The sequence below is a fragment of the Mucilaginibacter tolerans genome (assembly GCF_030519375.1).
GTDB lineage: Bacteria > Bacteroidota > Bacteroidia > Sphingobacteriales > Sphingobacteriaceae > Mucilaginibacter.
The window spans coordinates 262,639-286,696 of record NZ_JAUMKB010000004.1 but is presented as its reverse complement, the minus strand read 5'-3'; the positions used below and the strand labels follow the sequence as shown (position 1 = coordinate 286,696).

Here is a 24,058-nt window from a genome sequence, read left to right as displayed (position 1 = left end):
TATGCGACAAAAGTATAGGTTTTTTTCATTGTGGCAAACTAATTTAATTAGCGAATGGGTGAATTAGTGAATTAGTGAGTGGTCAATAGTGAATGGCGAATGATTTAAATCGGCAAATTACTTCTTGCTGACTTACCGGCTTTCCGACTTACGGACTAAACGTTACCTTTGCTAAACAACCATGAAGAATCTTGCTTACCTGAATAAATTCTTTTATAAATACCGTTGGCGACTGATACCGGGTGTGTTGTTTGTTATTATTTCCAACATTTTTGGGGTACTTACTGCGCCGCTTATTCGCGTGGCTTTCAATTTGGTTGCTGAAAATATTTCGATCTATCACCTGTTTGCTAATTTTAACAGGCAAACTATCATCTATAACCTGTTTGGATACAGCATGCTGCTTTTTGCGGGTGTTGTACTGGCTTTAGCCGTCTTACGGGGATTATTTCTATTCCTGATGCGTCAGACCATCATCCTGATGTCGCGACATATAGAATACGACCTTAAAAACGAGATATACGACCACTATCAATTGTTATCCCTTGCGTTTTACCGCCGCCATAATACTGGCGACCTGATGAACCGTGTTACTGAGGACGTGAGCCGCGTGCGCATGTACCTGGGGCCGGGTATTATGTATACCATTAATACCGTGACGCTTTTTATCATCGCCATCTGTTTTATGGCGGCGGTGGATATCAAACTAACGATATTTTCTATCTTGCCCATGCCTATCCTGGTGGTGACCATTTATTATGTAAATAACATCATCAATTTCCGCAGTGAAAAAATACAGCAGCGCTTATCGGCACTTTCAAGCTTTGTGCAGGAGAATTTCTCAGGTATCCGGGTGATCAAATCTTACGTACGTGAAGAATCCGTTCGTGAAAGTTTTGCCGGGGAAAGTGAAAATTACAAAACCCACTCCATGGAATTGGTAAAAGTGCAGGCATTATTCTTCCCTACCATGCTTTTATTGGTGGGATTGAGCAACGTTATCATCATGTATGTGGGCGGTGTCGAAGTAATGAAAGGGAATATAACGGCAGGTAATATCGCTGAATTTATCGTATATCTTAATATGCTCACCTTCCCGGTAATGTCATTGGGATGGGTTACTTCGCTGATCCAAAGAGCTGCTGCTTCGCAGAAAAGGATCAACGAGTTTCTGCATGAACGGCCGGAGATTATATCACCGGCTGTTGCGCCACGGACGATAAAAGGCAAGATCAGCTTTAAGAGTGTATCTTTCTATTACCCTGATACCGGCATCCATGCCTTAAAGAATGTATCCTTTACTGCCGAACCAGGACACATGATTGCAATTATCGGGCGCACAGGATCAGGCAAATCAACTATAGCCAATCTTATCATGCGTATGTATGATGTGACCGGCGGGCAAGTACTGATCGACGATGAACCAGTACAAGAGCTTAACCTGGAAAGCTACCGTTCTCAAATTGGCTTTGTGCCGCAGGAGGTTTTCCTGTTTTCGGATACCATTGCCAATAACATAGCGTTTAGCGCCGATACTTTAAATATGCCACTGGTAGAACAAGCTGCACGTGATTCAGCCGTCTACAACAATATTATGGAGCTGGAGCATGGTTTTGAGACCTTGATCGGCGAGCGTGGCGTTACTTTATCCGGCGGGCAAAAGCAGCGTGTATCCATAGCCCGCGCTATCGTTAAGCATCCACAGATATTGATCTTTGATGATTGCCTCTCGGCAGTAGACACCCGTACAGAGGAGGAGATACTGCGTAACCTGGGTGGTATTATGGAGGGCAAAACAAGCATCATCATCGCCCACCGTATCTCCACCATAAAAAATGCCGATAAAATATTGGTAATGGATAATGGAGAGATTGTCGAGCAGGGCACCCATGACGAATTGATGAACCTGAAACAGGTTTATTTTGAATTGTACGAAAAGCAGCTGCTGGAAGAAGAGGAAAATGCCCAGTAATTAACTTTTAATATAAAAATAGGCCCAAATAATTGAAAAAAACTCAACAATATTGTTTTTGATGCTTGTACTTTGAAAAATTATTTATATTTATGCCAAATCAAAAACTAATTACAATTTTTTAACATGGGTGATTTCGACAATAGAGAGCGTGAGGAAGTATTCTCAAAAAAAGTCAGAGCGGGTAAAAGGACGTACTTTTTCGATGTAAAGGCGACTCGTTCAAACGACTATTATATTACGATTACTGAAAGCAAGAAACGCCTTGAAGATGGTGTTTTCATTAAGCATAAGATCTTCCTGTATAAAGAAGATTTTGAAAAATTTGCTGAAGGATTGAAAGACACTGTGGAGTACATCAAAGCCAACCAGGAAGTGCAAGAAAAACGCTATGAAATGAGCGAATCACCTGAAGTTGCCAAAACCGCCGACGACGATTTCTCTTTTGATATTTAAAACTAACTAAACTACCCCATATGAAAACCCTGCCTATGGCGGGGTTTTTTGTTGTATACCGGGTCAATAGAACGCACGGCACCACCACGCTGGTTTAAGGGTTCACTCTTAAATCCATAATGGTCGCAGGACTCCGTCCGGTATTTATAGCAGAGATATATTTTTATTCCCAGAACAAATTCAGGTGCATGTAGCCGGACAGAGTCCCTCTTTTTGCTAGTTGATTTAAGTCACCCTTCGGAAGACTTAAACCAGTTGGGCGTTTAAGATACGATAGAACTATCCTTTATTAACTCATAAATCTCGTCCAAAATTTTATTATCCGCAGGGGAGGAATCTTTTCCTTTTTGAGAATAAATACTAATTCCTAGATAAATATTATAATGTAAAATAAACATTGCCCCCATGAAATCGAACTCCCAATATATGGAATCAAAATCATGTACTTGATTTGTGTATGCTATACCCAAAAGCTTCCCGAGGTTCTCTGCACAGAGGTAAAATAGTTCAAAATCACAATCATCAACAATAGTTATTTCTTTAAATCCTATTTCATTAGTTATTGATTTCACCTGGTTTTATATTTTTTCATTTTTAAGCCTCCTGGTTTCAGTCTTTCCCCTCGCTGTATACTCGCACCAGATTAAAGGTTCTTTTTTATTTACGTTCAAGGGTTGCTCCTATGGAGCATAAAATCATTTATTTCGGTTTCTACAAATATTTCGGTTTCTACAAAGCGGTAACCGCTATGCGGTATTTTTATGCTCAATCACATCGTACTACCAAAGTCAAGGAAGCTTCTACGCAAGAAAATGTTCCGTAGGAACAACCGCTTTGTAGCAAAAAATGAGGAATATTTATGTCTTGCCGGGGCTATCCTAACCCCGAATTTTATTTGGTATGTATAATATGCCCGATATGACCAAAAATGATCATGGCAATATTAAAATAGATCACCAAACCGGTGACGTCTACCAGTGTAGCTACAAATGGTGCCGATGACGTTGCCGGGTCAAAACCTAACCGCTTAAGCACCAACGGAAGCATAGAGCCTGCCAATGACCCCCAAAGTACAACCCCTATCAGTGAAAATCCAACGGTAAATGCCATTAATAGCCAGTGTGAGCCATATATATCGCTAAAGGTTGTCCATATGGCCACACGCGAAAAGCCAATAACACCCAATATACCACCCAGTAACAAGCCGGAGATGATCTCGCGACGCATTACACGCCACCAGTCAATCAATCTTACCTCACCCAATGCCATTGCCTGGATAATAAGCGTTGATGCCTGCGACCCGCTATTACCACCGCTCGAAATAATCAGCGGAACAAAGAAGGCCAGCATAGTTAAGGCTGCTAATTCGCCGCCATAGGATTGCATTGCCGTAGTAGTTAGCATCTCGCTTAAAAACAGCACAATCAACCAGCCCACACGCTTTTTTACCAGCCTGAATATATTGATATCCAGATAAGGTTCATCCAACGCTTCGGTACCACCTATTTTCTGGATATCTTCGGTATATTCTTCGTTGGCTATCCAAAGGATATCATCAACAGTTACTATACCAAGCAGAATGTTCTCATTATCCGTAACCGGCAAAGCTACCCGGTTATTCATTCTGAATATATTGATCGCCTCTTCCTGCGGATCGCTTACTTTCAGCGATATCAGGCGACTATCCATAAGCGAACTCACCTTCGTCTCCGGATCGGCCAATAATACCTCACGTATCCTGATATCATCCAGCAACACCCCTTCGCTGTCGATCACATAAATCACATCAATAGTTTCGGAGTTTTTGCCATACTTCCGGATGTGCATCAGCACACGTTCTACGTTCCAGGTCTTTTTTACAGCGATGTAATCAGGGGTCATTAAGCGGCCTACACTATCTTCTTCGTAGCCTAATAAGATCAATGCCTCCTTGCGGTCGGCGGGCGGAAGGTGCTGGATCAATACCTTTACGGTATCGCCATGCAATTCACTAAATAAAGCAGTACGGTCATCCGGCGGAAGCTCATTGATGAGCTCGGCAATTTTTGTTCCGGAAAGCTTTTTAAGGATACGCTCCTGTACGGGGAAATCGAGTATGCGGAATACATTAACCGCGCGGTTAACGGAAAGTATCTCAATGAATCGGGGGCCATAATCGGGAAGCTCTCCTATCAGAATTTCAACATCTGATATGTTAAGATTGTTGAGGTATTCCTGAAGCTGTTTTGGGTCATTTTGCTCCAGCAATAATTCGATTTGCTCAACCATTTCATCGATCATAATAAGGCCCTCGTTTTTTTACATTGGTTACTAATTTAATTTTTTCGGAAACGCTGCGCAAAAGTCGTTTATTTTTTCAAATTACAGGCTTACTTTTTTCTTTTATCTTTGCGGCGCAAAAAAGGACCAGGAGACAAGATTCAAGAACCAAGATTTAAAGGGTTCGATCTGTCTTGATTCCTGATTCTTGAATCTTGATTCTAAAAAAATATGGGACTACAATGTGGTATAGTAGGTTTGCCAAATGTGGGTAAATCGACACTTTTTAATTGCTTATCAAATGCCAAGGCACAGGCGGCTAACTTTCCGTTCTGTACTATTGAACCAAATGTAGGCGTGATTACTGTTCCGGATGAGCGGTTAAATAAGCTGGTAGAGATAGTTGAGCCTAAGAATACGGTCCCAAATGTCATCGAGATAGTCGATATAGCAGGATTGGTAAAAGGCGCCAGCAAGGGCGAAGGTTTAGGTAACCAGTTTTTGGCCAATATCCGCGCAACCAATGCCATTATCCACGTTTTGCGTTGCTTCGACAATGATAATGTGATTCACGTAGACGGCTCTGTTGACCCCATCCGCGACAAAGAGATCATAGATACGGAATTGCAGTTAAAGGATCTGGATTCGATTGACAAAAAGATCAGCAAAATCGAAAAGATGGCTAAAACAGGCGGCGACAAAGAGGCAAAGAAGGCTTTTGACGTATTGACCATTTACAAAAACCATTTGCTGGAAGGCAAATCAGCCCGTACTGCACCTGTTGCCGAGGAAGATAAAGAATACATCTCCGATATATGGCTGCTTACCGCAAAGCCTGTAATGTATGTTTGCAATGTGGATGAGGCTTCTGTAAACACAGGTAATGCTTATGTAGAGAAGGTGAAAGCCGCTGTTAAAGACGAAAAAGCCGAGGTGCTGATCATCTCCGCACAGATTGAGTCTGAAATTTCCCAACTCGAAACCTACGAAGAGCGCCAGATGTTTTTGGATGATCTGGGTTTGGCTGAATCAGGCGTAAATAAACTGATCAAAGCTGCTTATAAATTACTTAACCTGGCTACTTACTTTACGGCCGGTGTACAGGAGGTCCGTGCATGGACCATCACTAAAGGTTTTACTGCCCCACAGGCAGCCGGAGTGATCCATACTGATTTTGAAAAAGGTTTTATACGCGCCGAGGTGATCAAATATGATGACTTTGTAAAATACAATGGCTCAGAAGCAGCCATTAAAGAAGCGGGCAAAATGGCGATTGAAGGTAAAACCTACATTGTGCAGGATGGCGATATTATGCATTTCAGGTTTAATGTGTAAGGTTGTTCTGTTCCTGCAGTTTAATGGAAAGAATGATTAATTCCGCGCTTAGCTAATCACGAATTTAATACATAAAAAAGGGCCCCCAGTTTAAAAACTGGGAGCCCTGACATTACTCTTTAAAATTATTTTACGTCCCAGAATATCTTGGTATCGCGTGTATCCTTAGCTCTAACAGCGTTATAGTTACTATTATATGCCGTTTCGATACTTGGATAAACTAACCTTGATGGTGGCAGAGCGTAACCATTCAAGGTTTGCGTAACAAATGTTAATTGCGGAAATTTAGTCCTTCTGTATTCAGACCACGCCTCATCAGCCTGCAGGCAGCCGAAATGCGCCCATTTCTGCGTCCAGATTAATGCCAGTTTCTGATCAGAAGTACCTGAGTAAGCTACATTTGGGTTACTTAAAAAGGCAGTAATGTCTGTAGGGGTTGGTGCAGGCACTTTACCACCGCCTAAGCCGTTCAAGTAATAATAAAATGATACGGATTGGCTTACGGCATTATTGTAGGCAGTTTGCGCCGCACCGGTACTTCCCCAACGCTCATAAGCTTCAGCTTTCAAAAAATTCACTTCGGATGCAGTAATCACGATACCTGGCAACTTGATATTGTTCAGGAAAGTGGCTGAGTCTAAAATTGCGAAATTGGTGTAATTATTAGCCTGCTCCACAGACGTATAAGTTATAGGCATTGCCTTATAGGTTGGATTTGGAACAAACACACCATTCACGGTGTTTCCAAACTTATCAAATACAACAGGCATACGTGGATCGTTAGCCGGTGCCATAACGGTATTAAGCATGTAATCCGGTGCAAAATAGCTGCTGCTTTCTGTAAAAGCGTTCAAAGGTGAGTTTTGGTAAGTTGTAAGCGGCTGTAGCAATACGTCAGATGATGCGGGGTCATATGTACCTACGTTACCACCATCGATCAATGGATAAGCTGAAGGGTCTGCCAGCATAGCGGTTACGGTGGCTTGTGCGCTTGCGTCAACATTGGATATGCGCATTAGTAAGCGTAAACGTATAGAGTTGGCATACCTTCTCCACATATCTAAACTACCGTGCAGCATGATATCCTGTTTCTGAAAACCGGATGATGAAACTGTAGTTGATGCGCCGAAATAAGTTGCGGCCTCGTCAAGCCCACTGATAAATGTTGCATAAAGTGTTTTGGCATCATCAAACGGAGCATCTTTAACAATACTGCCCGATTCAAGGCTGCCGGCTTTGCTGAATGGAATGTCGCCCCATGCATCAACCATTTTTGAAGCCTGGTCATACAATACAACTTTTGCAGCTTCCATGAACACTTTTTGATTAGCCTGATCAGTAGCTGAAAGACCGGCAAATGTATTTTGCATAGCGGTATACAGTGCAAGGTCGCCGCTGCCGTTGCCGCTGGCATAATAAAAATCGGTCCAGTAATTACCGGTATAGCCATCGTTTTGCTGGTAAGCCGTGTTTACATTGTCAAAACTTGCGCTTTGCGAATAAACTGCAACTCCGGTTAGCAAATAAGTACGTAAATTCCAATATGAAGGTCTAACACGGTCGTTATTAAGGATCGCTGTGAAGAAACCGGGTATGTTAGCCTTTGGATTGAGTTCGGGATTATTATAGTCGTCGGCCAGCTTTTTCTTGCACGAACTTACCGCTACAACAACGGAAAGCAGAAGACTGATATTTATAAGTATTTTTTTCATTATCTGATTATTTAATGTTTTAACAACTTAGAAGCTTGCATTTAATGACACACCAAAGACACGGGTCGCCGGCATAGAACCATTATCAACACCCTGATTGTACCACGCGCTTCCCAGCATCGTTTCCGGATCCAGATTTTTCAATGTCCGGTAGAAGTACAATAGATTCCTGCCAAATGCTGAAACTTTAAGATTATAGATACCCAAACGCTGGGTTAGGCTGCTTGGTAATTTGTAGCCAAGAGTAACCTCACGTAATTTCACATAGCTGTTATTGAAAATGGCACCGTCCTGGTTATCAGCCTGATTACCCCACTGGAAAGTGTTAAAGTAATAAGTAGCTGCCTGGATAATAGTTGTGTTTGGTGCACCGCTTGCCGTTACGCCCGGTAATATCACACCGTCATTGTACACTTTTTCTCCATTAGGCCCGGCGCTGGCTGAAGTTGGCACATAAGTACCTGAATTGTTTACATAATAAGACATACCACCATGTGCCGCATCACGATACTTTAAAGTGCTCTGGTACATACCTGCTCCGATCGCATATTTTTGCGGCGTTGACACTAACTTACCACCCAGGCGATAATCGACCAGCACGTCTAATGAGAAGTTTTTATAGTTAAAAGTATTAGCTATACCACCAGACACTTTTGGTAGTATATTACCAGCCTTAACGTATCTGCTGTTGTCAATTATAAACAAACCATTGGCATCAACTTCTTTGTTGCCTTTAGCATCGGTTGCAATAGGGTTTACATAAATATTACCCAATTCTTCACCTGGTTTTGCTGAAATATAAATAGCATTTTGTTCAGCAGTATAGAAAATTAACTGAGGAACACCTGTTGGCAAGCTATAAAGTTTTGAACGGTTAAATGCAAAGTTCAAACGTGATTGCCATTTAAAGTCGCTGGTTACAACCGGTGTGCCGTTTAACGCAATTTCCCAGCCATGGCTGCCGATCTCGCCGCCATTAACAAGCTGACTGCCGCCACCGTTGCTCGGTGCTACCTGCAACTGAATGATCTGGTCTTTTACCCTGTTGGCGTAATAAGTTACATCGATACCTAATCTATCATTAAAAAACCTGGTTTCAAGCCCTATTTCCTTTTCGTATTTCATTTCAGGTTTTAGAGTTGAGTTACCGTAGCTGCCGGGTATGCTCAATGAAGTTACAGGACCGTTAACCGATTGCAATGTACTTTGTGCGTACAATATATTTGACCGGTAAATTGGAGCGGGGGTACCAACTACTCCATAAGATGCCCTTAGTTTACCATAGCTTAAAAATGATGGCATTGCATCTTTAAATGCGTCTGTAAAAACAAAACCACCATTTACAGAAGGATACCAATAGCTGTTATTTTGCGGTGGAAGCGTAGAAGAAGACTCCTGACGCACAGTACCTTCTAAAAACAGGTAATTTTTATACGCAAAATTTAATATACCAAAGTAGCCGTATTTTATAAGTGCCTGCCTGGTTGCAGAGGTTGATAAGATACCGTAAGAATTGCTTAATGAGAAGAAGTTTTCTGTAACCAAACCATTGGTAGTTCCTGATGACTGATCCCTGTAGTGCTCCGTTCTGTAGGTGAAGCCTGCGCTTGCAGAGTAAGTCAGGTCTTTGGTTAGGTTGTTAGAGTAAGTTAACAACTCGTCATTATAAACAATAGAATAAATGCCATTAGAAACCTGGTAGCCACCGGTGCTATTGCCTTGAGGGTTAAAAGCTGATGGATACTGATTGTATTGTTTATCTTCCTCACTGCGTGAAGTAAAGTCATTACCCACCCTTGTTCTGAATTTCAGATGTTTAATGATATCCCAGTTTAAAGACGCGCTTGAATATAAGCGGTTCTCATTTTCATCTGCAGTGTTTTTTAACGTGGTCCAGAAATAATCATAAAGATTAGGCCTTACTCTAAAAATAAATGCTTCTGAAGGGTTGCGGGCAGTTTGATCGTTAGGTACCCAATCATATCCTTGCGATGTTTGATACTTTTGCAGCACCAGGTTCATATTTTCCTCACGACCAAAAAAGCCATCATATGAAGCAGCTAATTGGTTGGTTTGATAAGGACGGTTATGAGTAAGAGTATTAACATAGTTAGCGATCAGGTCTACACTAACGCTTTTGCTCAGTTTCACCCCGCTATTTAAGCTGAATGTATTTTTCTGCACGTTGGATTCGCGTTGAATACCGCTGTAGTCCAATCTTGTTGCAGATAAGCGATAGTTATAGTTGTCGGTTTGGTTAGATATTGCAGCGTTGGCAGATGAGCTGTAACCGGTTCTGAAAATATCTTTATAGTTATTCGGCTGAGGCGAGTAAGGGCGAATTGAACCATCCCACCATTGTACCATTTGCCCATCCATTTTTGGACCAAAATCGGCATATGGCCTGAAGTTGGGGCGAAAACCGGTTGGTGACTGGGCATCTACTATCCAGCCGTCTTCGTTAGCACCAACCGCTACGTTTGTAGCACGGTCATAACCTTGTCCGTAAACATTTTGGAACTGCGGTAAAAAAGCAGCCTGTTCAGTGCTACCGTAGTAATTTATCTCAACTCTTGGGCCATTACCTTTAGCACCCTTTTTTGTTGTGATAACAATGACACCATTGGTAGCGTCAGAGCCGTAAAGTGCGGTTGCACTTGCTCCTTTTAGTACTGTTAAGCTCTCAATATCCTGAGGGTTAACATCTAATATACCGTTGCCGCGGATGCGCTGATCGTCCCAGTAACTGCCATTGTTACGTCCGTTTGCACCATATTGACCTTCACTTCGTAAAATAACCCCGTCTACAACATAAAGAGGTTGTCCAATACTCCCCAAAGAGTTAATACCACGAATTTGCACATTGACAGCGCTGCTGGCACCACCCGGAGCGGTATTAATTTGAACACCAGGGGCTTTACCATACAAAGCTGATGCAAAGTTGGTATTACCTGATTCGGTAAGTTCCTTTGCAGATACAGTAGCCGTAGAGTAACCTAACGATCTTTCTTGTCTTTTGATACCGAATGATGTTACTACGACGGCTTGCAGTTCATTGCTGTTAGGCGCTAATCGGATGTTAACAACAGTTTGATTAGCAATAGTCACCTCCTGAGGTTTATAACCAACAAGAGAAAATCTTAAAATGTCGCCCTTTTTTGCGCTGATAGAGAACTTTCCGTTAACATCAGTTTGTGTACCTGATGTTGTACCTTTAAGGGAAACACTTACACTTGGAAGGGGGCCGGAGTCATCAGTTACCTTACCTGTAACTACGACCTGGGCAAAAGCGCCATTTGCCAGTATAACCAGCAGAAGTAGTAAAGCGCTTTTGCAAACACAGTAGAGTTTTTGCATAAATTTGGATTGTTAGTTAGTTAATTGATTATTTATTTGTTATTGAGTTGCGAAAATTAACTTATCGACATTGTCGACGACGAGGGCGGCTGCCCCTATTAACTGGGCATTACTACCCAGCGGAGATAAGATGACTTCGGTACTATTTAATAATGCGGGGATACATAATTCGTTAAGCGCCTGTTGTATCGGCGCTAACCACACCTTACCGGCTTCGCTTCCTTTTCCGCTTAAGACAATACTTTGCGGATTCATGATATGTATCAAAACAGCGATACCTTGCCCAATATAGTACCCGGCTTCCGATATGAGTTTTATTGCGAGATGGTCTCCTTTATTAGCTTCGGCAAGTATGGAGGATATGGTTACTTTACCATTTTCATTAGCGGTAATGGTACTGTACTCCCCGGTGCTGATCGCTTTTTGAGCTTTTTGCTCAATAATAACTAATGAAACTTCTGTCTCCAAACATCCGCGTTTTCCGCAACTGCATATCCGCCCGTTTTTGAATAGAGGTATATGACTAAACTCACCGGCAAATCCACTAAATCCTCTGAATATTTTGCCATTTACGATCATTCCTAACCCAATCCCCCACCCTATATTAATGACCATAATCTCCTTTTTCGTCCTGCCTACCCCGAATTTTAACTCAGCTAAAGCAATTGCGCTGGAGTCGTTATCAATAAAAGTTGGAACACCGGTAAATTCAGAGATATAATCACGAAGGCTTTTGCCATCGTTCTTTAAAAAGGTTTTATTAGTGCCGGTACTGATATCAAAAAAGCCGGGCATTGCAATACCGATACCATAAATTTCCTTTTTACTTATGCCTGAGTTATCAATAAAGTCGTTTATTTTTTCAATGAGATAGTCTGCACTTGTATTGACATCATATAGATTAAAATCAAAACATTCAACGTCTTTAACAAAACTGTTGTTTACGTCAACGATTGCTATCCTGGTTGAAAACTGGTCCATCGCAACCGATACGATATAAAACTTACCGGCAACCAATGAATACATCAGCGGCTTGCGACCGCCCTTTGATTCTGCAAATCCTTTTTCAATCACAAAGCCCTCATCAATAAGCTCGTAAAGATTTTTTGAAACATTTGGAATGCTAGCGCCGGTTATCTTGCTGATATCTGAGCAAGAAATTGTGCCATTAAAGTACAATGCTTTAACAATAGACAAATGGCTTGGTGACTCGGGTAAAAGTTTGGTCATGTTTTATATTACGATTGCAATATAAATATTTTTAAAAACTTTCTAAAAAATTTAAAAAGTTTTTAAACATTTTAATATTTCAAAAATGTTACACTTTTGATTTTAAAAAGTAACCATGCCCTTAATTCTTTCTAATAGTTATATTTGCAGCGCATTGTTCCCGTAGTTCAATGGATAGAATGTCAGATTCCGGTTCTGATGATATGAGTTCGAATCTCGTCGGGAACACTCAACGGGGCAACATCAAATTCTGATGGTTGTCCCGTTTTCTATTTTTTTAGGCCGATCAGGATTTTACTGCACTCGCAAATTCGGCCAAACTCATTGCAGCCACATTGGATATATAAGTCTGTACTGAAACAAGATTTGCCGTTGCATTGAGCAATTGGGCGGGTGCCGCTGCGTTATTGCTCAGAACCTTACATTGATCAGCACTTTGGGTTAATGCTTCTATAATCAAATAAAGCGTTTCCCTAAAGTTTGCTGGAAACGACACATGTCTGTATAGTCCAAAGGAAGGCCCGCATTTCAGGTCGTTTCCATGTCCCGAAGGAAGAAGCGTCAATGCCTCACCTAATGGCTTAAGTACCCGCGTCATTAGCTGTATCGAGCCATCAGCAATGTTTTTTTGGAGTCCGTCGGGCAAAGGGCCCGACTGAAAAACATATTGAAGCATCCGCAACATAAGGCTATATATATTATCAAACAGAACAGACACATGGCTACTGAAATCGTTTTTGATTACGTTTGCCCCCGCAAGAATCTGACCCGCATAAAAGGCCGGCATAGGATTTTCTATTACTTTTCGTGCCGGCTCAAATTTTAAACCCTTCTCAGTAGCTGCTATCCGCATATTTCTATATTCTCGCTCTATTTCCAGATACAATCCATAATGGCAGTCCAATTGATCGGTTTTTGTGCCCTCACCCTGTTCTGTAATGGTGTGTATTGCCCGTAAAGCAGTCTCGCGATTAGTAACTTTTACGATCTCATTAAAATGGCAAACCTCAGGCCCAACCTGCAGTGCCGGATCGCCTATGAACAACTTGCTCTCCGGTATTTGCTTAATGCCGTTTAAAATACTTTCATACAGCTTACCAACAGTAAAAGCTTTTTGAATACGCTCTTTAGGTATATGAAACTCTTTTACCAGGAATTCAACATCTGAAACATGTTCCGGCAGCTCATAAAATATAAATCGTTTCAATGCACGTTCGCCAAACGGCTCCAGGACAAGGGGCAGATCGATCGGATAATAACGATGGCTTTGTGGGAAATTTGGACGGCCATAATAAGGGGTTCCCCCCAGGGCGGTCAGCAAATTCCAGGCTTGCGACAGGTGGAACATTTCCTGCGATGCAATAAAATAAAGCTGACCAGCCCACCTGCGCGCATATTGAAGCTGATCCCAGGTAATGTCGCCTTCTGAAGCGCTTTGCTTTATGGAAAATGCTGCATACAGATATGAGCAAGCCAGCCCGTGCTCTAATTCGCAGGCCTCACTCAACAAACTAATTATTTCTGACCTTTTTCCGTTTGATGCCATTGAGTTACTGGTTTAAATTGTTTTTCGATAAATGAAGCAAGCCGGAGGCTCAATGCTGCTATTGTAATAGTAGGATTAGCTGATCCGACAGTGGGGAATACGCTTGCCCCGGCGATATATAGATTTGGATGCTGATGACACCGAAGATTTTTGTCAACCACTGATGTTTTAGGGTCATTACCCATTCTGCAAGTACCCATTATATGCCCTGCTGGAAGGAACGAGGGGTTTTTAACATTAATATCCTCCAGCTTTGATCCTAGTGCCAAAAAAATAGACTTCATTACTTCTCCAATCACAGCAAAACTATTAAGCGTGTAAGTATCCACACTAAATGTTATACGCGGCCTGAAAATACCGGCAGCGTCTTTATCGGGTGATAATGTTACCCTATTGTCCGGAGAAGGGAGCATTTCTGCAAGAAAACTAATGCGGAATTGACTGGTGACACGAGCTTTTAGGTTTTGCCTCAATACCACACCGAAATTGTCGTTTATCAGTTCCTTTAATACTCCCTGAGGAGGGTTTGACCTGCCCCCGCCATCGTTGCCCATGGATAGCCTGAATGCAGCTGTTTTTGCGCGGAACGTGCCATCCCTGAATTTATCGATACCAGATGTGGTGGGTGGCCCCCGAAAAGGAAAGACAGGTTCATTTACAATACATTGCCCCTCCCCTTGCGGATGGTCCATCAAGTTCCTTCCAACCTGGTCGCTTTCATTGGCCAAGTCAGACATCAGTAAAATCTTGGCAGACTCAATGGCGTTGGCTGCAAGGACGAAGATTTCACCCTTTACATTGTGTTTTTTATCTTCCCAATCCTGGTATTCAACACTGGTGATTTTGCCCGATTCATCGGCGATAATACGGGTCACAATGGCTTTATCTAATAAATCGGCGCCATTTGCCTCCGCTTTTTTGGTATGAACGCTAGCATCATACTTTGCTCCTATCGGGCAGATGGGCACACATGACGAATTACCGGCGCAAACTGGCCTGCCATCGTATGGTTCGGAATTACGGGCCTGCGGGGTAGACATGAGCGCCAGCGGCTTGTCGTTGAACTCTGACCAAAGGTCGCTTGAACCTGACAGTTTTTGAGTGATGAGCAAATCGCTGTACGAAGGCCAGATTTTCGGCATGGGAAACGGCTGTGAGCGGAAAGCCCCGAAGTAATTGTCTAATTCATCGTGATCACCGGCGACGCCAAGCTCGTGTTCCGCCCGGCAATACCACTCTTCCAGGTCTCTATATTTTATTGGCCAATCAACACCAATCTTATATTTACTAGCCGTCTCGAAATCATTGGGCAGCAACCTTGGGCAGTTTCCGAGCCAATGCCAGGTGCTTCCACCCACTCTTCGTTCATAGTTGCTTTTAAAATATTTATTTTGATCAGGTTGGTTATAATCCTGATCGTAATAATGTGGCAGATTGGGAGCATCTTCAATTGGCGCCTTGTTAATCACGCCCGCAGGAAAAACATTGTAAGGCGAGCCCAGGGATCTGTTAGTGGAGTTCAGATAGTTTCCCACAAGATCTGTTCTTTCTTTTGGCCCTCTTACACCAGCTTCAAGAATCAATACACTGCGTCCCTTTTTGGCGAGCTCGTTTGCTATTAATGCGCCGGCAACTCCGGCGCCTATGATCACAACATCGTACTTTTTCATAACTAATTTTCTGGGGCATACCTCCAATAGCCAAAATAGCCCCCCGATATGGCAGGCGGGTGGGCTTCGACAGCCCGCCATAAAAGAGCATCGTAGTAAAATTGTGGCGGAGCCTGCCATGTTATACCACTGCCAGGGTTTATGGAGGCATTATACCATATAAGTATAATTGACTGGCAAACGCTTTTTAATGTAGAATCGGCCCAGATTTTCTGCCTCACCCGTTCTTCGATATCATTTTTCGGATCGCGTAACAAAGCTTTAAACGCTGTCAAAAGGCTTTCCAGGCCAGCTGCGTTACTTTCTGATAGTTTTTGATGGTACAATTTAGCGGCTTCCGGGCTTAGGTTGTTAAAGCCGGTAAGCACCTCGGATAATTTCAGAAATAGCTCATCCATCGTCTTACATTTTAAAGTTATCAAAATCACACTTTACCATCGCGTGCCAGATGCAGCAGATCTTTAATCCTGAATGCAGCGCCTCCAAATTCTTTTAGCGGTTTCCAGTCAGGGTGCTGCGACAAAAACGAGTGCTGATCCCCCAGCAGAAGCCCAATAAATACTTCCGCAACTATTCTTCCGCCAACAGGACCCAACCTGATAGGCGTCTCATTCTTTTTAAATTCCTGTTGGGCTTCGGCAAGAATATAATACCATAAGGGTGCATTGCCTTTAAACTCCGCGGAAATATCTACAAGAAGCCCATTAGCAATTTTGCCGGTTTTCTGGTCTGGGTTTTCGCCATCTTCATTGGCTTTGCCCACTCTCAGTTTTGAGTCATCAATTACTTCTTCGCCTATCAATTTGGCAACAGACTGCCCGGAAGGCAGGCTAAATTCTCTTCCGCGAAGAAGGTTGCGTAGTGCCAGTGATGGCGGGCCACCTGAAATTGCACCTGCATCCAACCTCAGATCACCAAGCGGATTAACTAATGAGGTGTCGATCTTATAAGACTTTTGAGTGCGGTCTTTTCCCAATGACGGAGCATTGCCGGGGTTGAAAAAGAGATCCCAATCTATAGCCCAACCAGGAGGAAACTCTCTGAACCCATTCAGGCTATTATTGCCATCTTTTGCAAAGATTGTTTTACGTTCCAGGTCGAGATTTAAGCGGTAAATTGGCCTGACCATAGAATGGCCAAACCTGTAGGCAGCCACAGAAAACTCAACTGGTATAAAAGGATCTTTCTCCCATGAATAAATGCGGAGATCAGGCTTAACCTCATGTATTTTCTTGCCAAGTTTGAGGTGTGGCAATATACTATGCACCATTTCATGTCCGACAATAGTCGGCAGGAAATCGTGCAAGACAACCCATTGATAATGCCATCTCACTTCTTTTTGAATATGTTCGAAGGTTGTATTCGGATTCCTGGCCAGGTAATGGTCGGCAATGACATTATGAAATCGCAAGAAATTGGACTGTAATTGTGAGACAATCACATTTTCGTCGTTCCTCGGGTCACCAATGATTGCCCTTTTTGGATTACTGTTATTACGGGGAAGTCCACGAGCGTTTTTATCCTTCTCGTTACCGCCTAGTTCAGGTCCGAGAAGAAAATGGATGCCGTCTGGTTCGTACATGTAAGGCTGATCAGCCGGGCCACGTCCGTAAAGATTGTCCAGGTCAAATCTTGGTGTGCGGTAATCCACCAAACCATTCGGGTCATTAATCTTCTGCAGGCTGCTCGCAGGATCAAACGTCAGATCATGATCTATAAACTGGCCGAAATAGGTATAACCGGCATCTATTCCCTGATTTTCTTCATCATCAACCTGATCTTCCGGCGTTGGCGGATCATCCAACGGTGCAACCATTTTCGCTGCAAGTTTTTCGAGCGCATCATTTGAAAAATGAGCTGCTGGTAACGTTCTGAACATTCTGCCAAATGTACCTTCAAATGAAGGTGACGAAGGCTGTTGAGACAGCCCTCTGGGCTGTGCACCATGTGGTCGTTTCATAACAAAATTTCGGTTTGGTTAATTTCTAGACATTAAGGATTGATTTATGTCTGCAAATACTGTCGGCATTAATCAATTTATATTTGAATGGCCTATTTTTATTCGCCATCGATCAAGACTCCGGCTTTTTAAGCCTGTTTTTCAAGGTTTTGTTAATTTAAATCTAAGCACAAAAACATCTGTCTACAACCCGTTTTTTAACGGTATTTGGTCACGTATTTTTACGGTATTTGCGTGATCGCCGGGCTATAACATTTACTGATTATGGAAGCTGTCAAGATGGCTATTGAGGGCAAAATCTATATTGTGCAGGATGCCGATATAATGCAATTCGGGTTTGCTGTTTGATTTCAGGAATAATTAAATAGCTGAAAGCTAAATTATATATTTGCACTGCATTGTTCCCGTAGGTCAATGGATAGAATGTCAGATTCCGGTGCTGATGATGAGATTTCAAATCTCTCCGAGAATACACAAATGGCCTTTCTGCTAAATAGATAGGCTTTTTTATTTTCAAACGACCATTTTGTAATTTTTCTACGTATACAGTGCAGGTTTAAACATTCAATAAAAACATAACTGCCCGAATAAGCATTTATGCTCTGATAATGATAGGAACTTTAAAGAACACCATCTCGGCATTTTTTTCTAAAGGTCACGAGAGAACCGTCCTTGCGAAAAAGAACATAGCTTTTTCATTTTTTCTTAAGTGCATAAGCATAGTGGTCGGTTTTGTATTGATACCGCTGACCATTTCCTATGTGAATCAAAGCGAATATGGCGTTTGGGTAACGTTAAGTTCTATTATCAGCTGGCTGAGCTTTTTTGACGTGGGTTTGGGAAATGGGCTTAAAAATAAACTTGCAGAAACGAACGCATTAAAACAATATGACAAATCGGTCACATATGTGAGCACGACTTATGCAGTGCTTGGCCTTATTGCTTCAGGTGTGTTTATTGTCTTTCTGATAGGAAATAACTTTATCAATTGGCCGAAGATATTAAATGCACAAAGCAACAATCTAACGGAACTGGCACTCATTGTTTTTGGCTTCTTCTGCCTCCAGTTTGTATCTCAAATAATCAGTACGGTACTGACAGCATTTCATGCGCCGGCAAAATCATCGCTGATAAGTGTAATAGGGCAATTGCTGGTATTGGGTATTATTTTTGCCCTGACGAAAACAACGAAAGGTTCATTGTTATATCTCGGACTCACACTTGCCGGAATTCCTGTCGTTGTACAAATTCTGGCCAGTATTTGGCTTTACAGCACAGAATATAAAATAGTAGCTCCTAGTTTTAAGGCGGTAAATTTTAAATATGTAAAAGATCTCCTGGGTATTGGTGGGGTATTTTTCATTATACAAATTGGTGCCCTTATACTTTTTCAAACCGATAACATTATCATTACACAACTGTTTGGGCCTCAAAATGTAACCGTATTCAATGTAGCCTATAGACTTTTTTCAATGGTGATAATGGTATCCAGTATCATATTAACACCTTTTTGGAGCGCGTATACGGATGCCTATGCAAAAAACGATTTCGTCTGGATGAGAAGAACCCTGAAGAAGACCAGAAACATTTGGCTGATATTATCAGCCGGCGCATTTCTGCTACTGATCGTATCGCCTTTTGTATACAAAATATGGCTGCACGGTAAAGTCGACGTCCCTTTCTCCGTTTCAATAGCTATGTTCTTGTATGTTGTTGGCTTTAACCTGATGCAGGTAAACTGCTTTTTTCTGAATGGAATTGGTAAGATCAGGATCCAGTTGTATCTCTACATCTTTAGCATTATCGTAAATATCCCCATCGCCATATTTTTGGCTAGATTTTTCAATATCGCTGGAGTGACACTCTCCAATGTATTTATTTTTGTAATTATGGGCATAATCCTGCATATACAATGCAACAAAATACTGAACAAAACAGCGACAGGGCTTTGGGATAAATAATCTTTCACCCCCACTGAAAAAAAGAACACCTTTGAACCGTTTGGAAAAGGATTGCTCACCTAAAATGCAATTAACAGGGGTCACAACTTGTCATTTATAGAAAGATCATCCCTGTTGACATAGGGCTGTCATTACCGCTGCGTTACTTTGATATAGAAATCAAAAGCAAACCACAATGGAAAACAACGCAGCAAACCAACAGGACATCAAAACTATCGACGGATTCACTACGCCTGAGTCAATTTTAGAACACTGGCAGGGACATCGCCGCTTAACCCGTAAAGTAATTGAAGCTTTCCCCGAAAAGGAATTATTCGATCACTGCATAGGCGGTATGCGCCCTTTTGCCGAAATGATAAAAGAAATTATTGGTATTGCCGATGCAGGCATGCAGGATCTTTTTAGTGATACAGAAACACCCATCAGTGAATTGAGTCATCATTCGGGTAGCTCTTTCACGAATACTAAAGAGGATCTGTTAAACACCTGGGATGATGTAACTTATAAGATCGATTCTCTTTGGCCCCTGATTCCCAGGCAACGGTTTCACGAAACTATGAAAGCATTTGGTGCCTATGAAGGCATCACCTCAGATATTATTTTTTACTGGATAGATAACGAGATCCATCATCGTGCGCAAGGTTTTGTGTACCTACGATCATTAGGTATTAATCCGCCCGCATTTTGGGACAGGTTATAAAGAAAAGGTGAAAGTTTACACTTTCACCTTTTTCCATTTACCGCCTTTAAACAAGAAGAAGCTGGCAATCGCCATACAGGTTTCGGCTATCGGGATAGCTAAAAACACGCCTGTTATGCCCATATTGAAATTTTTGTCTAGCAAATAAGCCAACGGAACCTGTAACAGCCAGAAGCCGAACAAATTCACCCAGGTGGTTGTCCAGGTATCACCAGCCCCGTTAAAGGCACTCATCATCACCATGCCTATACCATAGAAGATATAGCCCACACTCAATATCTGAAGCGAGCGGGTCGCTACTTGTCTCACCTGCTCGTCGTTGGTGAAAAAGCCAGTTAGGTATGTGGCCAATAAAAATGTGATGACCGTTACACAAGCCATATAAAGCACATTGTACTTCACCGTCTTAAAAACGGAGTCTTCCGCCCTACCCAACTCTTGTGCACCCAGGTTTTGCCCTACCAATGTAGCAGCGGCGTTACTCATACCCCATGCCGGAAGCATAAAGAACAGCATTAAACGGATGGAGGTTTGATAGCCGGCCGAGCCATGGTCGCCGCCAGTAGTTGCCACCAGCTCGGCCAGGAATATCCAGCTGCATGATCCGATCACAAACTGTAATATGCCCGGAATAGCGATTTTGAGTATGGCTTTTATCTGCTCCCAATGCGGTTTCAAATATGCCAGGCGGACTTTTATCAGGTTTTTGCCATTAAACAAATGATATAACTGATAACAAACACCGGTTCCCCGGCCAATTGTGGTAGCAATAGCTGCTCCTGTTAGTCCGAAGCCCAATACATTGATAAATAAAGGACACAGGATGATATTAGCAATGTTTGCTATCCAAAGGCTGCGCATAGCTATTGCCGCGTTACCTGCTCCCCTGAAAATACCATTCACCAAAAACAGCATAACGATGATCAGGCTTTCGGCCATCATAATTCGGGTATAGTTGGTACCCAACCGCACCGTTTCAGCCGATGCGCCCATCAATGACAGGATATTGCTGGCGAAATAGAAACCGGCAATCCCAATTACAAAATTGACTAGTATAGCCAACGTAACGGTTTGCATACCGGCTTTGGCCGCTTCAACAGGATTTTTTTCTCCAATGCGGCGCGCGACTATAGCCGTTGCAGCCATACTCATGCCCACTGCCAGTGAGTAAATAATCGTCAGGCAGGATTCTGTCAATCCAACAGTTTGAATAGCATAGCTGCTGTGGGGTAAATGCCCTACGAAGTATAGATCGACAAGGGCAAAAACCGATTCCATCGCCATCTCGAGCATCATCGGGATTGCTAATAATAATACTGCACGCCGGATACTGCCGCGCGTAAAATCGTGATTACCGCCGCGAAGCGATTCTTTTATAAGTGTAAATATTCTTGTTGATCTGCTAATAGCAGTCGTTTGATCTGTTGCCATGAAAAAGTAATTAATAGGTTAAAATTGGAACGGTTCAGCGAGATGCTGAAAAAGAAAAACCGGAAGTTTTATCCCCTGATTCTAAATCGCATGGGGACTATTGCTATTTTCATGACGATTAGGATTGAGTAACAAATATAGAAAAATCTGTTTGGGAAATCCAAGGGTTGTGAGAAATTAAATGGAAGTCAAAAGACGGGAGTCGCAAGCCCTTTTAATCGGAATGCCCCCCGCCAAGAATCTGTTGGGACAACAAAACAGTTTCAGCTTTCAGCCCTCGTTCCCCTTACTTCACCAGGAACTTATCAAAGGCCTTTTGTATCTCGTCGCGTATATTTTGAGGAAGCTTTTTGTTTGGGTCGATATCGATGATATATTTTTCGGTACCCCGGTCGGGGTCCAGTTCGAAGTAGCTGAAAATGCGCCGCCCCTTAAAGGCCTCACGATTTGCCGCCTCGATCTCGATCATACGGCGGTTAAACTGATCAATACTCATACCAAACCCTTTTTCTATTGTAAATATACCGAGGTATTATTAATTAAACCACTTCAGCCACCAATCTTTCCTTTTTGATTTTTTCCCTGTGCATAATACCCCATTCGCTTAATGCCGATAAAACAGGTCCGAGCGTATCACTGTACTCTGTTAACTCATACTCCACAATCACAGGGGTTTGGGTAAAAACGGTCCGCTTTATAAAACCATTCATCTCCAGTTCTCTCAATTCATGCGATAACACCCTGGCTGAAATACCGGTGATGGTACGCTGCAATTCATTAAAGCGTTTAGTCCCCCCTTTGAGTGCAATGATGACCCTCAATTTCCATTTGCCCCCAACAACATAAAATGCATCGCCAATCCCGGTTAATGCCCGCGTGCATTCCTCTTTTGAATGAATTTTTCTCATGTCTATCTGTCCATCTAATACACCGCTAACAAAAAGGTTACTACTAACCTTTTGTATAGTGCTAACTTTTTATAAGCAAATGTACATAGTTTTGCCTCACAAAAAAATACAAAAGATGAAAGCAATTAAAATTACTTACTGGGCCACAACGGTTATAGTAACCATCATGTCGATATACACTGCCTATGCTTACTTAACACAAGATGCCATGCTGCAGGCATTCCGCCATTTGGGTTATCCGGATTATTTCCGTGTCGAGCTGGCTTATGGCAAGGTGATTGGCGCAATTCTATTGATCGCCCCTGTCTCCGCACGAATTAAGGAGTGGGTATATGCAGGCTTTGTGATCACCTATGTTTCGGCATTTATTGCACATACGGCTTCAGGTGATCCCGTTAACTACAGGGTAATGCCCCTGATATTCCTGGCTTTTCTTATTGTTTCTTATCTGACTTACCACAAACGCAGCCCTGTTTTGAAAACAGCTTAATCTGATAACTCTATTATAAAAACATCAAAAAATGAAAAAGATACTAAATGTTATATCCAGTGCAAGGGGCACAGCCTCTAACAGCACTCAATTAGGCAATGCTATAGTTGAAAAACTGGCTGAACAATACCCTGGAAGCACGGTTAAATTACGCGATTTGGTTGTGCAGAAATATCCTCACCTTGAAGAATCGCATTTGAACGCCTTCTTTGCACCCGCCGAAAACCCGACACCAGGATATAAGGAAGCTATACAGCACTCCGATGAAGCTATACAGGAAGTAATGGAAGCAGATGTTATTGTGATTGGCGTACCGATCTATAATTTCAATATCCCTTCTGCATTAAAGGCGTGGCTGGACCATCTTGTTCGTGCAGGCAAAACTTTCTCTTATCAAACAGGGCGTCCCGAAGGTTTGGTAAAGGACAAAAAGGTTTACCTGGCTATTGCATCCGGTGGAGTTTATTCAAACGGCCCGATGAAATCGTTTGATTTTGCAGAGCCTTACCTGAGAGCCGTACTAGGATTCATTGGCATTACCGATATTACAACATTCCGTGCCGAAGGCACTAATGTACCGGATCTGAAAGAAACTGCTTTGCAAAAAGGGATTGACAGCATTGTTGTGTGACGTTTTTATGTCAATAACAGTATGAGAAAACAATAACCATCCAAGCCGGGTTATCATTTTATGTTCACAATTCATGAAATTGCCAATGGCTTGAAAGAAATGGTAGGCGAACAAAAGTTTGTAGAGGCTTACCAGCTACTCTTTTCAGAAGATGCTGAAAGCATTGATCCGCTAAATACAAGTGGTCAGCCGCTAAAAGGGCTGGCCACCTTGTTAGAACGCGAAAAGGACTTTTTTTCGCGCATTACTGCTATCCATAAGATCAGTTTATCCGAACCCATCATTGCAGGCAGCTACTTTACCCTGAGTCTTAAAATGTCTTTCGAAGTGCAGGGCCAGGGACATATGGAAGTAGAGGAAATATGTCTTTACAAAGTAAAAGACGGTAAAATAATCAGCCAGCAGTTTTTTATAGGCTAACCAAGGCTAGCTAGTAGTTG

Annotated in this window: 20 protein-coding genes and 1 tRNA gene; 9 read left to right on the top strand and 12 right to left on the bottom strand. The window is 42.3% G+C overall.

Going from position 1 to position 24,058, the window contains the following annotated elements:
- Positions 1-181 precede the first annotated feature (181 nt).
- Entirely contained in the window at positions 182-1,972 is a 1,791-nt protein-coding gene (locus Q3A68_RS07940; RefSeq protein WP_302900527.1) for an ABC transporter ATP-binding protein, read from the top strand.
- Positions 1,973-2,098: 126 nt separating this feature from the next.
- Positions 2,099-2,428 (top strand): DUF3276 family protein, encoded by a 330-nt coding sequence (locus tag Q3A68_RS07935; RefSeq protein WP_302900526.1) that lies wholly within the window; start codon positions 2,099-2,101, stop codon positions 2,426-2,428.
- A 263-nt stretch (positions 2,429-2,691) separates the two neighbouring features.
- On the opposite strand, the gene Q3A68_RS07930 is transcribed toward Q3A68_RS07935, so the two are convergent.
- Together Q3A68_RS07930 and mgtE are read right to left on the bottom strand one after the other, a co-directional pair.
- Complete coding sequence (locus Q3A68_RS07930) at positions 2,692-3,000, bottom strand: DUF3630 family protein (protein WP_302900525.1); 309 nt, start codon at positions 2,998-3,000, stop codon at positions 2,692-2,694.
- A 319-nt stretch (positions 3,001-3,319) separates the two neighbouring features.
- Positions 3,320-4,708 (bottom strand): magnesium transporter, encoded by a 1,389-nt coding sequence (gene mgtE, locus Q3A68_RS07925; RefSeq protein ID WP_302900524.1) that lies wholly within the window; start codon positions 4,706-4,708, stop codon positions 3,320-3,322.
- A 210-nt stretch (positions 4,709-4,918) separates the two neighbouring features.
- On the opposite strand from mgtE, the gene ychF reads away from it, so the two are divergent.
- Positions 4,919-6,022, top strand: a complete 1,104-nt coding sequence (gene ychF / locus Q3A68_RS07920) for a redox-regulated ATPase YchF (RefSeq protein ID WP_302900523.1) — start codon at positions 4,919-4,921, stop codon at positions 6,020-6,022.
- Between the two features lie 125 nt (positions 6,023-6,147).
- Here the strand turns inward: ychF and Q3A68_RS07915 are convergent, their stop codons facing one another.
- From Q3A68_RS07915 to Q3A68_RS07905, 3 genes are read right to left on the bottom strand one after another with little or no spacing between them, the layout of a single operon-like run.
- Positions 6,148-7,734 carry a SusD/RagB family nutrient-binding outer membrane lipoprotein gene (locus Q3A68_RS07915; protein WP_302900522.1) on the bottom strand — a complete coding sequence of 529 codons (1,587 nt, stop codon included), beginning with the start codon at positions 7,732-7,734 and terminating at the stop codon, positions 6,148-6,150.
- A gap of 27 nt (positions 7,735-7,761) precedes the next feature.
- Positions 7,762-11,091 (bottom strand): SusC/RagA family TonB-linked outer membrane protein, encoded by a 3,330-nt coding sequence (locus tag Q3A68_RS07910; RefSeq protein ID WP_302900521.1) that lies wholly within the window; start codon positions 11,089-11,091, stop codon positions 7,762-7,764.
- A 39-nt stretch (positions 11,092-11,130) separates the two neighbouring features.
- On the bottom strand, positions 11,131-12,321 hold the full coding sequence (locus Q3A68_RS07905) for an ROK family transcriptional regulator (protein WP_302900520.1): 1,191 nt from the start codon (positions 12,319-12,321) through the stop codon (positions 11,131-11,133).
- A 156-nt stretch (positions 12,322-12,477) separates the two neighbouring features.
- Here Q3A68_RS07905 and Q3A68_RS07900 point away from each other — a divergent pair.
- Positions 12,478-12,549: transfer RNA gene (locus tag Q3A68_RS07900), tRNA-Arg, on the top strand.
- A gap of 58 nt (positions 12,550-12,607) precedes the next feature.
- Here the strand turns inward: Q3A68_RS07900 and Q3A68_RS07895 are convergent.
- From Q3A68_RS07895 to Q3A68_RS07880, 4 genes are read right to left on the bottom strand one after another with little or no spacing between them, the layout of a single operon-like run.
- Positions 12,608-13,867, bottom strand: coding sequence for a ferritin-like domain-containing protein (locus tag Q3A68_RS07895; protein WP_302900519.1), 1,260 nt, complete (start codon positions 13,865-13,867; stop codon positions 12,608-12,610).
- Entirely contained in the window at positions 13,837-15,537 is a 1,701-nt protein-coding gene (locus tag Q3A68_RS07890) for a GMC family oxidoreductase (protein WP_302900518.1), read from the bottom strand. Before Q3A68_RS07890 ends, Q3A68_RS07895 begins: the two co-directional genes overlap by 31 nt.
- Positions 15,538-15,539: 2 nt before the next feature.
- Positions 15,540-15,935 carry a sugar dehydrogenase complex small subunit gene (locus Q3A68_RS07885; protein WP_302900517.1) on the bottom strand — a complete coding sequence of 132 codons (396 nt, stop codon included), beginning with the start codon at positions 15,933-15,935 and terminating at the stop codon, positions 15,540-15,542.
- Positions 15,936-15,961: 26 nt separating this feature from the next.
- Positions 15,962-17,497, bottom strand: a complete 1,536-nt coding sequence (locus Q3A68_RS07880) for a peroxidase family protein (RefSeq protein WP_302900516.1) — start codon at positions 17,495-17,497, stop codon at positions 15,962-15,964.
- A 608-nt stretch (positions 17,498-18,105) separates the two neighbouring features.
- Here Q3A68_RS07880 and Q3A68_RS07875 point away from each other — a divergent pair.
- Together Q3A68_RS07875 and Q3A68_RS07870 are read left to right on the top strand one after the other, a co-directional pair.
- The gene (locus tag Q3A68_RS07875) at positions 18,106-19,458 is read left to right on the top strand and encodes a lipopolysaccharide biosynthesis protein (protein WP_302900515.1); all 1,353 of its coding nucleotides are present in this window, start codon (positions 18,106-18,108) and stop codon (positions 19,456-19,458) included.
- 175 nt (positions 19,459-19,633) lie between these two features.
- The gene (locus Q3A68_RS07870; protein ID WP_302900514.1) at positions 19,634-20,158 is read left to right on the top strand and encodes a DinB family protein; all 525 of its coding nucleotides are present in this window, start codon (positions 19,634-19,636) and stop codon (positions 20,156-20,158) included.
- A 15-nt stretch (positions 20,159-20,173) separates the two neighbouring features.
- Here Q3A68_RS07870 and Q3A68_RS07865 read toward each other — a convergent pair whose 3' ends face one another.
- The 3 genes from Q3A68_RS07865 to Q3A68_RS07855 form a co-directional block, all read right to left on the bottom strand.
- Entirely contained in the window at positions 20,174-21,589 is a 1,416-nt protein-coding gene (locus Q3A68_RS07865; protein ID WP_302900513.1) for an MATE family efflux transporter, read from the bottom strand.
- A gap of 286 nt (positions 21,590-21,875) precedes the next feature.
- On the bottom strand, positions 21,876-22,085 hold the full coding sequence (locus Q3A68_RS07860) for a hypothetical protein (protein ID WP_302900512.1): 210 nt from the start codon (positions 22,083-22,085) through the stop codon (positions 21,876-21,878).
- A 43-nt stretch (positions 22,086-22,128) separates the two neighbouring features.
- Positions 22,129-22,497 (bottom strand): winged helix-turn-helix transcriptional regulator, encoded by a 369-nt coding sequence (locus tag Q3A68_RS07855; RefSeq protein WP_302900511.1) that lies wholly within the window; start codon positions 22,495-22,497, stop codon positions 22,129-22,131.
- 115 nt (positions 22,498-22,612) lie between these two features.
- On the opposite strand from Q3A68_RS07855, the gene Q3A68_RS07850 reads away from it, so the two are divergent.
- Genes Q3A68_RS07850 through Q3A68_RS07840 form a run of 3 tightly spaced genes read left to right on the top strand, consistent with a single transcriptional unit; the run spans position 22,613 to position 24,038 of the window.
- On the top strand, positions 22,613-22,987 hold the full coding sequence (locus Q3A68_RS07850; protein ID WP_302900510.1) for a DoxX family protein: 375 nt from the start codon (positions 22,613-22,615) through the stop codon (positions 22,985-22,987).
- Between the two features lie 31 nt (positions 22,988-23,018).
- Positions 23,019-23,618 (top strand): FMN-dependent NADH-azoreductase, encoded by a 600-nt coding sequence (locus tag Q3A68_RS07845; protein WP_302900509.1) that lies wholly within the window; start codon positions 23,019-23,021, stop codon positions 23,616-23,618.
- Positions 23,619-23,678: 60 nt separating this feature from the next.
- Positions 23,679-24,038: a SnoaL-like domain-containing protein gene (locus Q3A68_RS07840; protein WP_302900508.1), complete on the top strand. Its 360-nt coding sequence runs from the start codon at positions 23,679-23,681 to the stop codon at positions 24,036-24,038.
- The last annotated feature ends 20 nt before the right edge of the window (positions 24,039-24,058 follow it).

Excerpts from the sequence above, each read along its gene's own strand:
- Q3A68_RS07910 (WP_302900521.1), bottom strand. The coding sequence starts at position 11,091 with ATGCAAAAACTCTACTGTGTTTGCAAAAGCGCTTTACTACTTCTGCTG.
- Q3A68_RS07915 (WP_302900522.1), bottom strand. The coding sequence starts at position 7,734 with ATGAAAAAAATACTTATAAATATCAGTCTTCTGCTTTCCGTTGTTGTA.
- Q3A68_RS07840 (WP_302900508.1), top strand. The coding sequence starts at position 23,679 with ATGTTCACAATTCATGAAATTGCCAATGGCTTGAAAGAAATGGTAGGC.
- Q3A68_RS07845 (WP_302900509.1), top strand. The coding sequence starts at position 23,019 with ATGAAAAAGATACTAAATGTTATATCCAGTGCAAGGGGCACAGCCTCT.
- mgtE (WP_302900524.1), bottom strand. The coding sequence starts at position 4,708 with ATGATCGATGAAATGGTTGAGCAAATCGAATTATTGCTGGAGCAAAAT.
- Q3A68_RS07905 (WP_302900520.1), bottom strand. The coding sequence starts at position 12,321 with ATGACCAAACTTTTACCCGAGTCACCAAGCCATTTGTCTATTGTTAAA.
- Q3A68_RS07880 (WP_302900516.1), bottom strand. The coding sequence starts at position 17,497 with ATGAAACGACCACATGGTGCACAGCCCAGAGGGCTGTCTCAACAGCCT.
- Q3A68_RS07940 (WP_302900527.1), top strand. The coding sequence starts at position 182 with ATGAAGAATCTTGCTTACCTGAATAAATTCTTTTATAAATACCGTTGG.
- Q3A68_RS07935 (WP_302900526.1), top strand. The coding sequence starts at position 2,099 with ATGGGTGATTTCGACAATAGAGAGCGTGAGGAAGTATTCTCAAAAAAA.
- Q3A68_RS07865 (WP_302900513.1), bottom strand. The coding sequence starts at position 21,589 with ATGGCAACAGATCAAACGACTGCTATTAGCAGATCAACAAGAATATTT.
- Q3A68_RS07860 (WP_302900512.1), bottom strand. The coding sequence starts at position 22,085 with ATGAGTATTGATCAGTTTAACCGCCGTATGATCGAGATCGAGGCGGCA.
- Q3A68_RS07885 (WP_302900517.1), bottom strand. The coding sequence starts at position 15,935 with ATGGATGAGCTATTTCTGAAATTATCCGAGGTGCTTACCGGCTTTAAC.
- ychF (WP_302900523.1), top strand. The coding sequence starts at position 4,919 with ATGGGACTACAATGTGGTATAGTAGGTTTGCCAAATGTGGGTAAATCG.
- Q3A68_RS07875 (WP_302900515.1), top strand. The coding sequence starts at position 18,106 with ATGATAGGAACTTTAAAGAACACCATCTCGGCATTTTTTTCTAAAGGT.
- Q3A68_RS07895 (WP_302900519.1), bottom strand. The coding sequence starts at position 13,867 with ATGGCATCAAACGGAAAAAGGTCAGAAATAATTAGTTTGTTGAGTGAG.
- Q3A68_RS07850 (WP_302900510.1), top strand. The coding sequence starts at position 22,613 with ATGAAAGCAATTAAAATTACTTACTGGGCCACAACGGTTATAGTAACC.
- Q3A68_RS07855 (WP_302900511.1), bottom strand. The coding sequence starts at position 22,497 with ATGAGAAAAATTCATTCAAAAGAGGAATGCACGCGGGCATTAACCGGG.
- Q3A68_RS07870 (WP_302900514.1), top strand. The coding sequence starts at position 19,634 with ATGGAAAACAACGCAGCAAACCAACAGGACATCAAAACTATCGACGGA.
- Q3A68_RS07890 (WP_302900518.1), bottom strand. The coding sequence starts at position 15,537 with ATGAAAAAGTACGATGTTGTGATCATAGGCGCCGGAGTTGCCGGCGCA.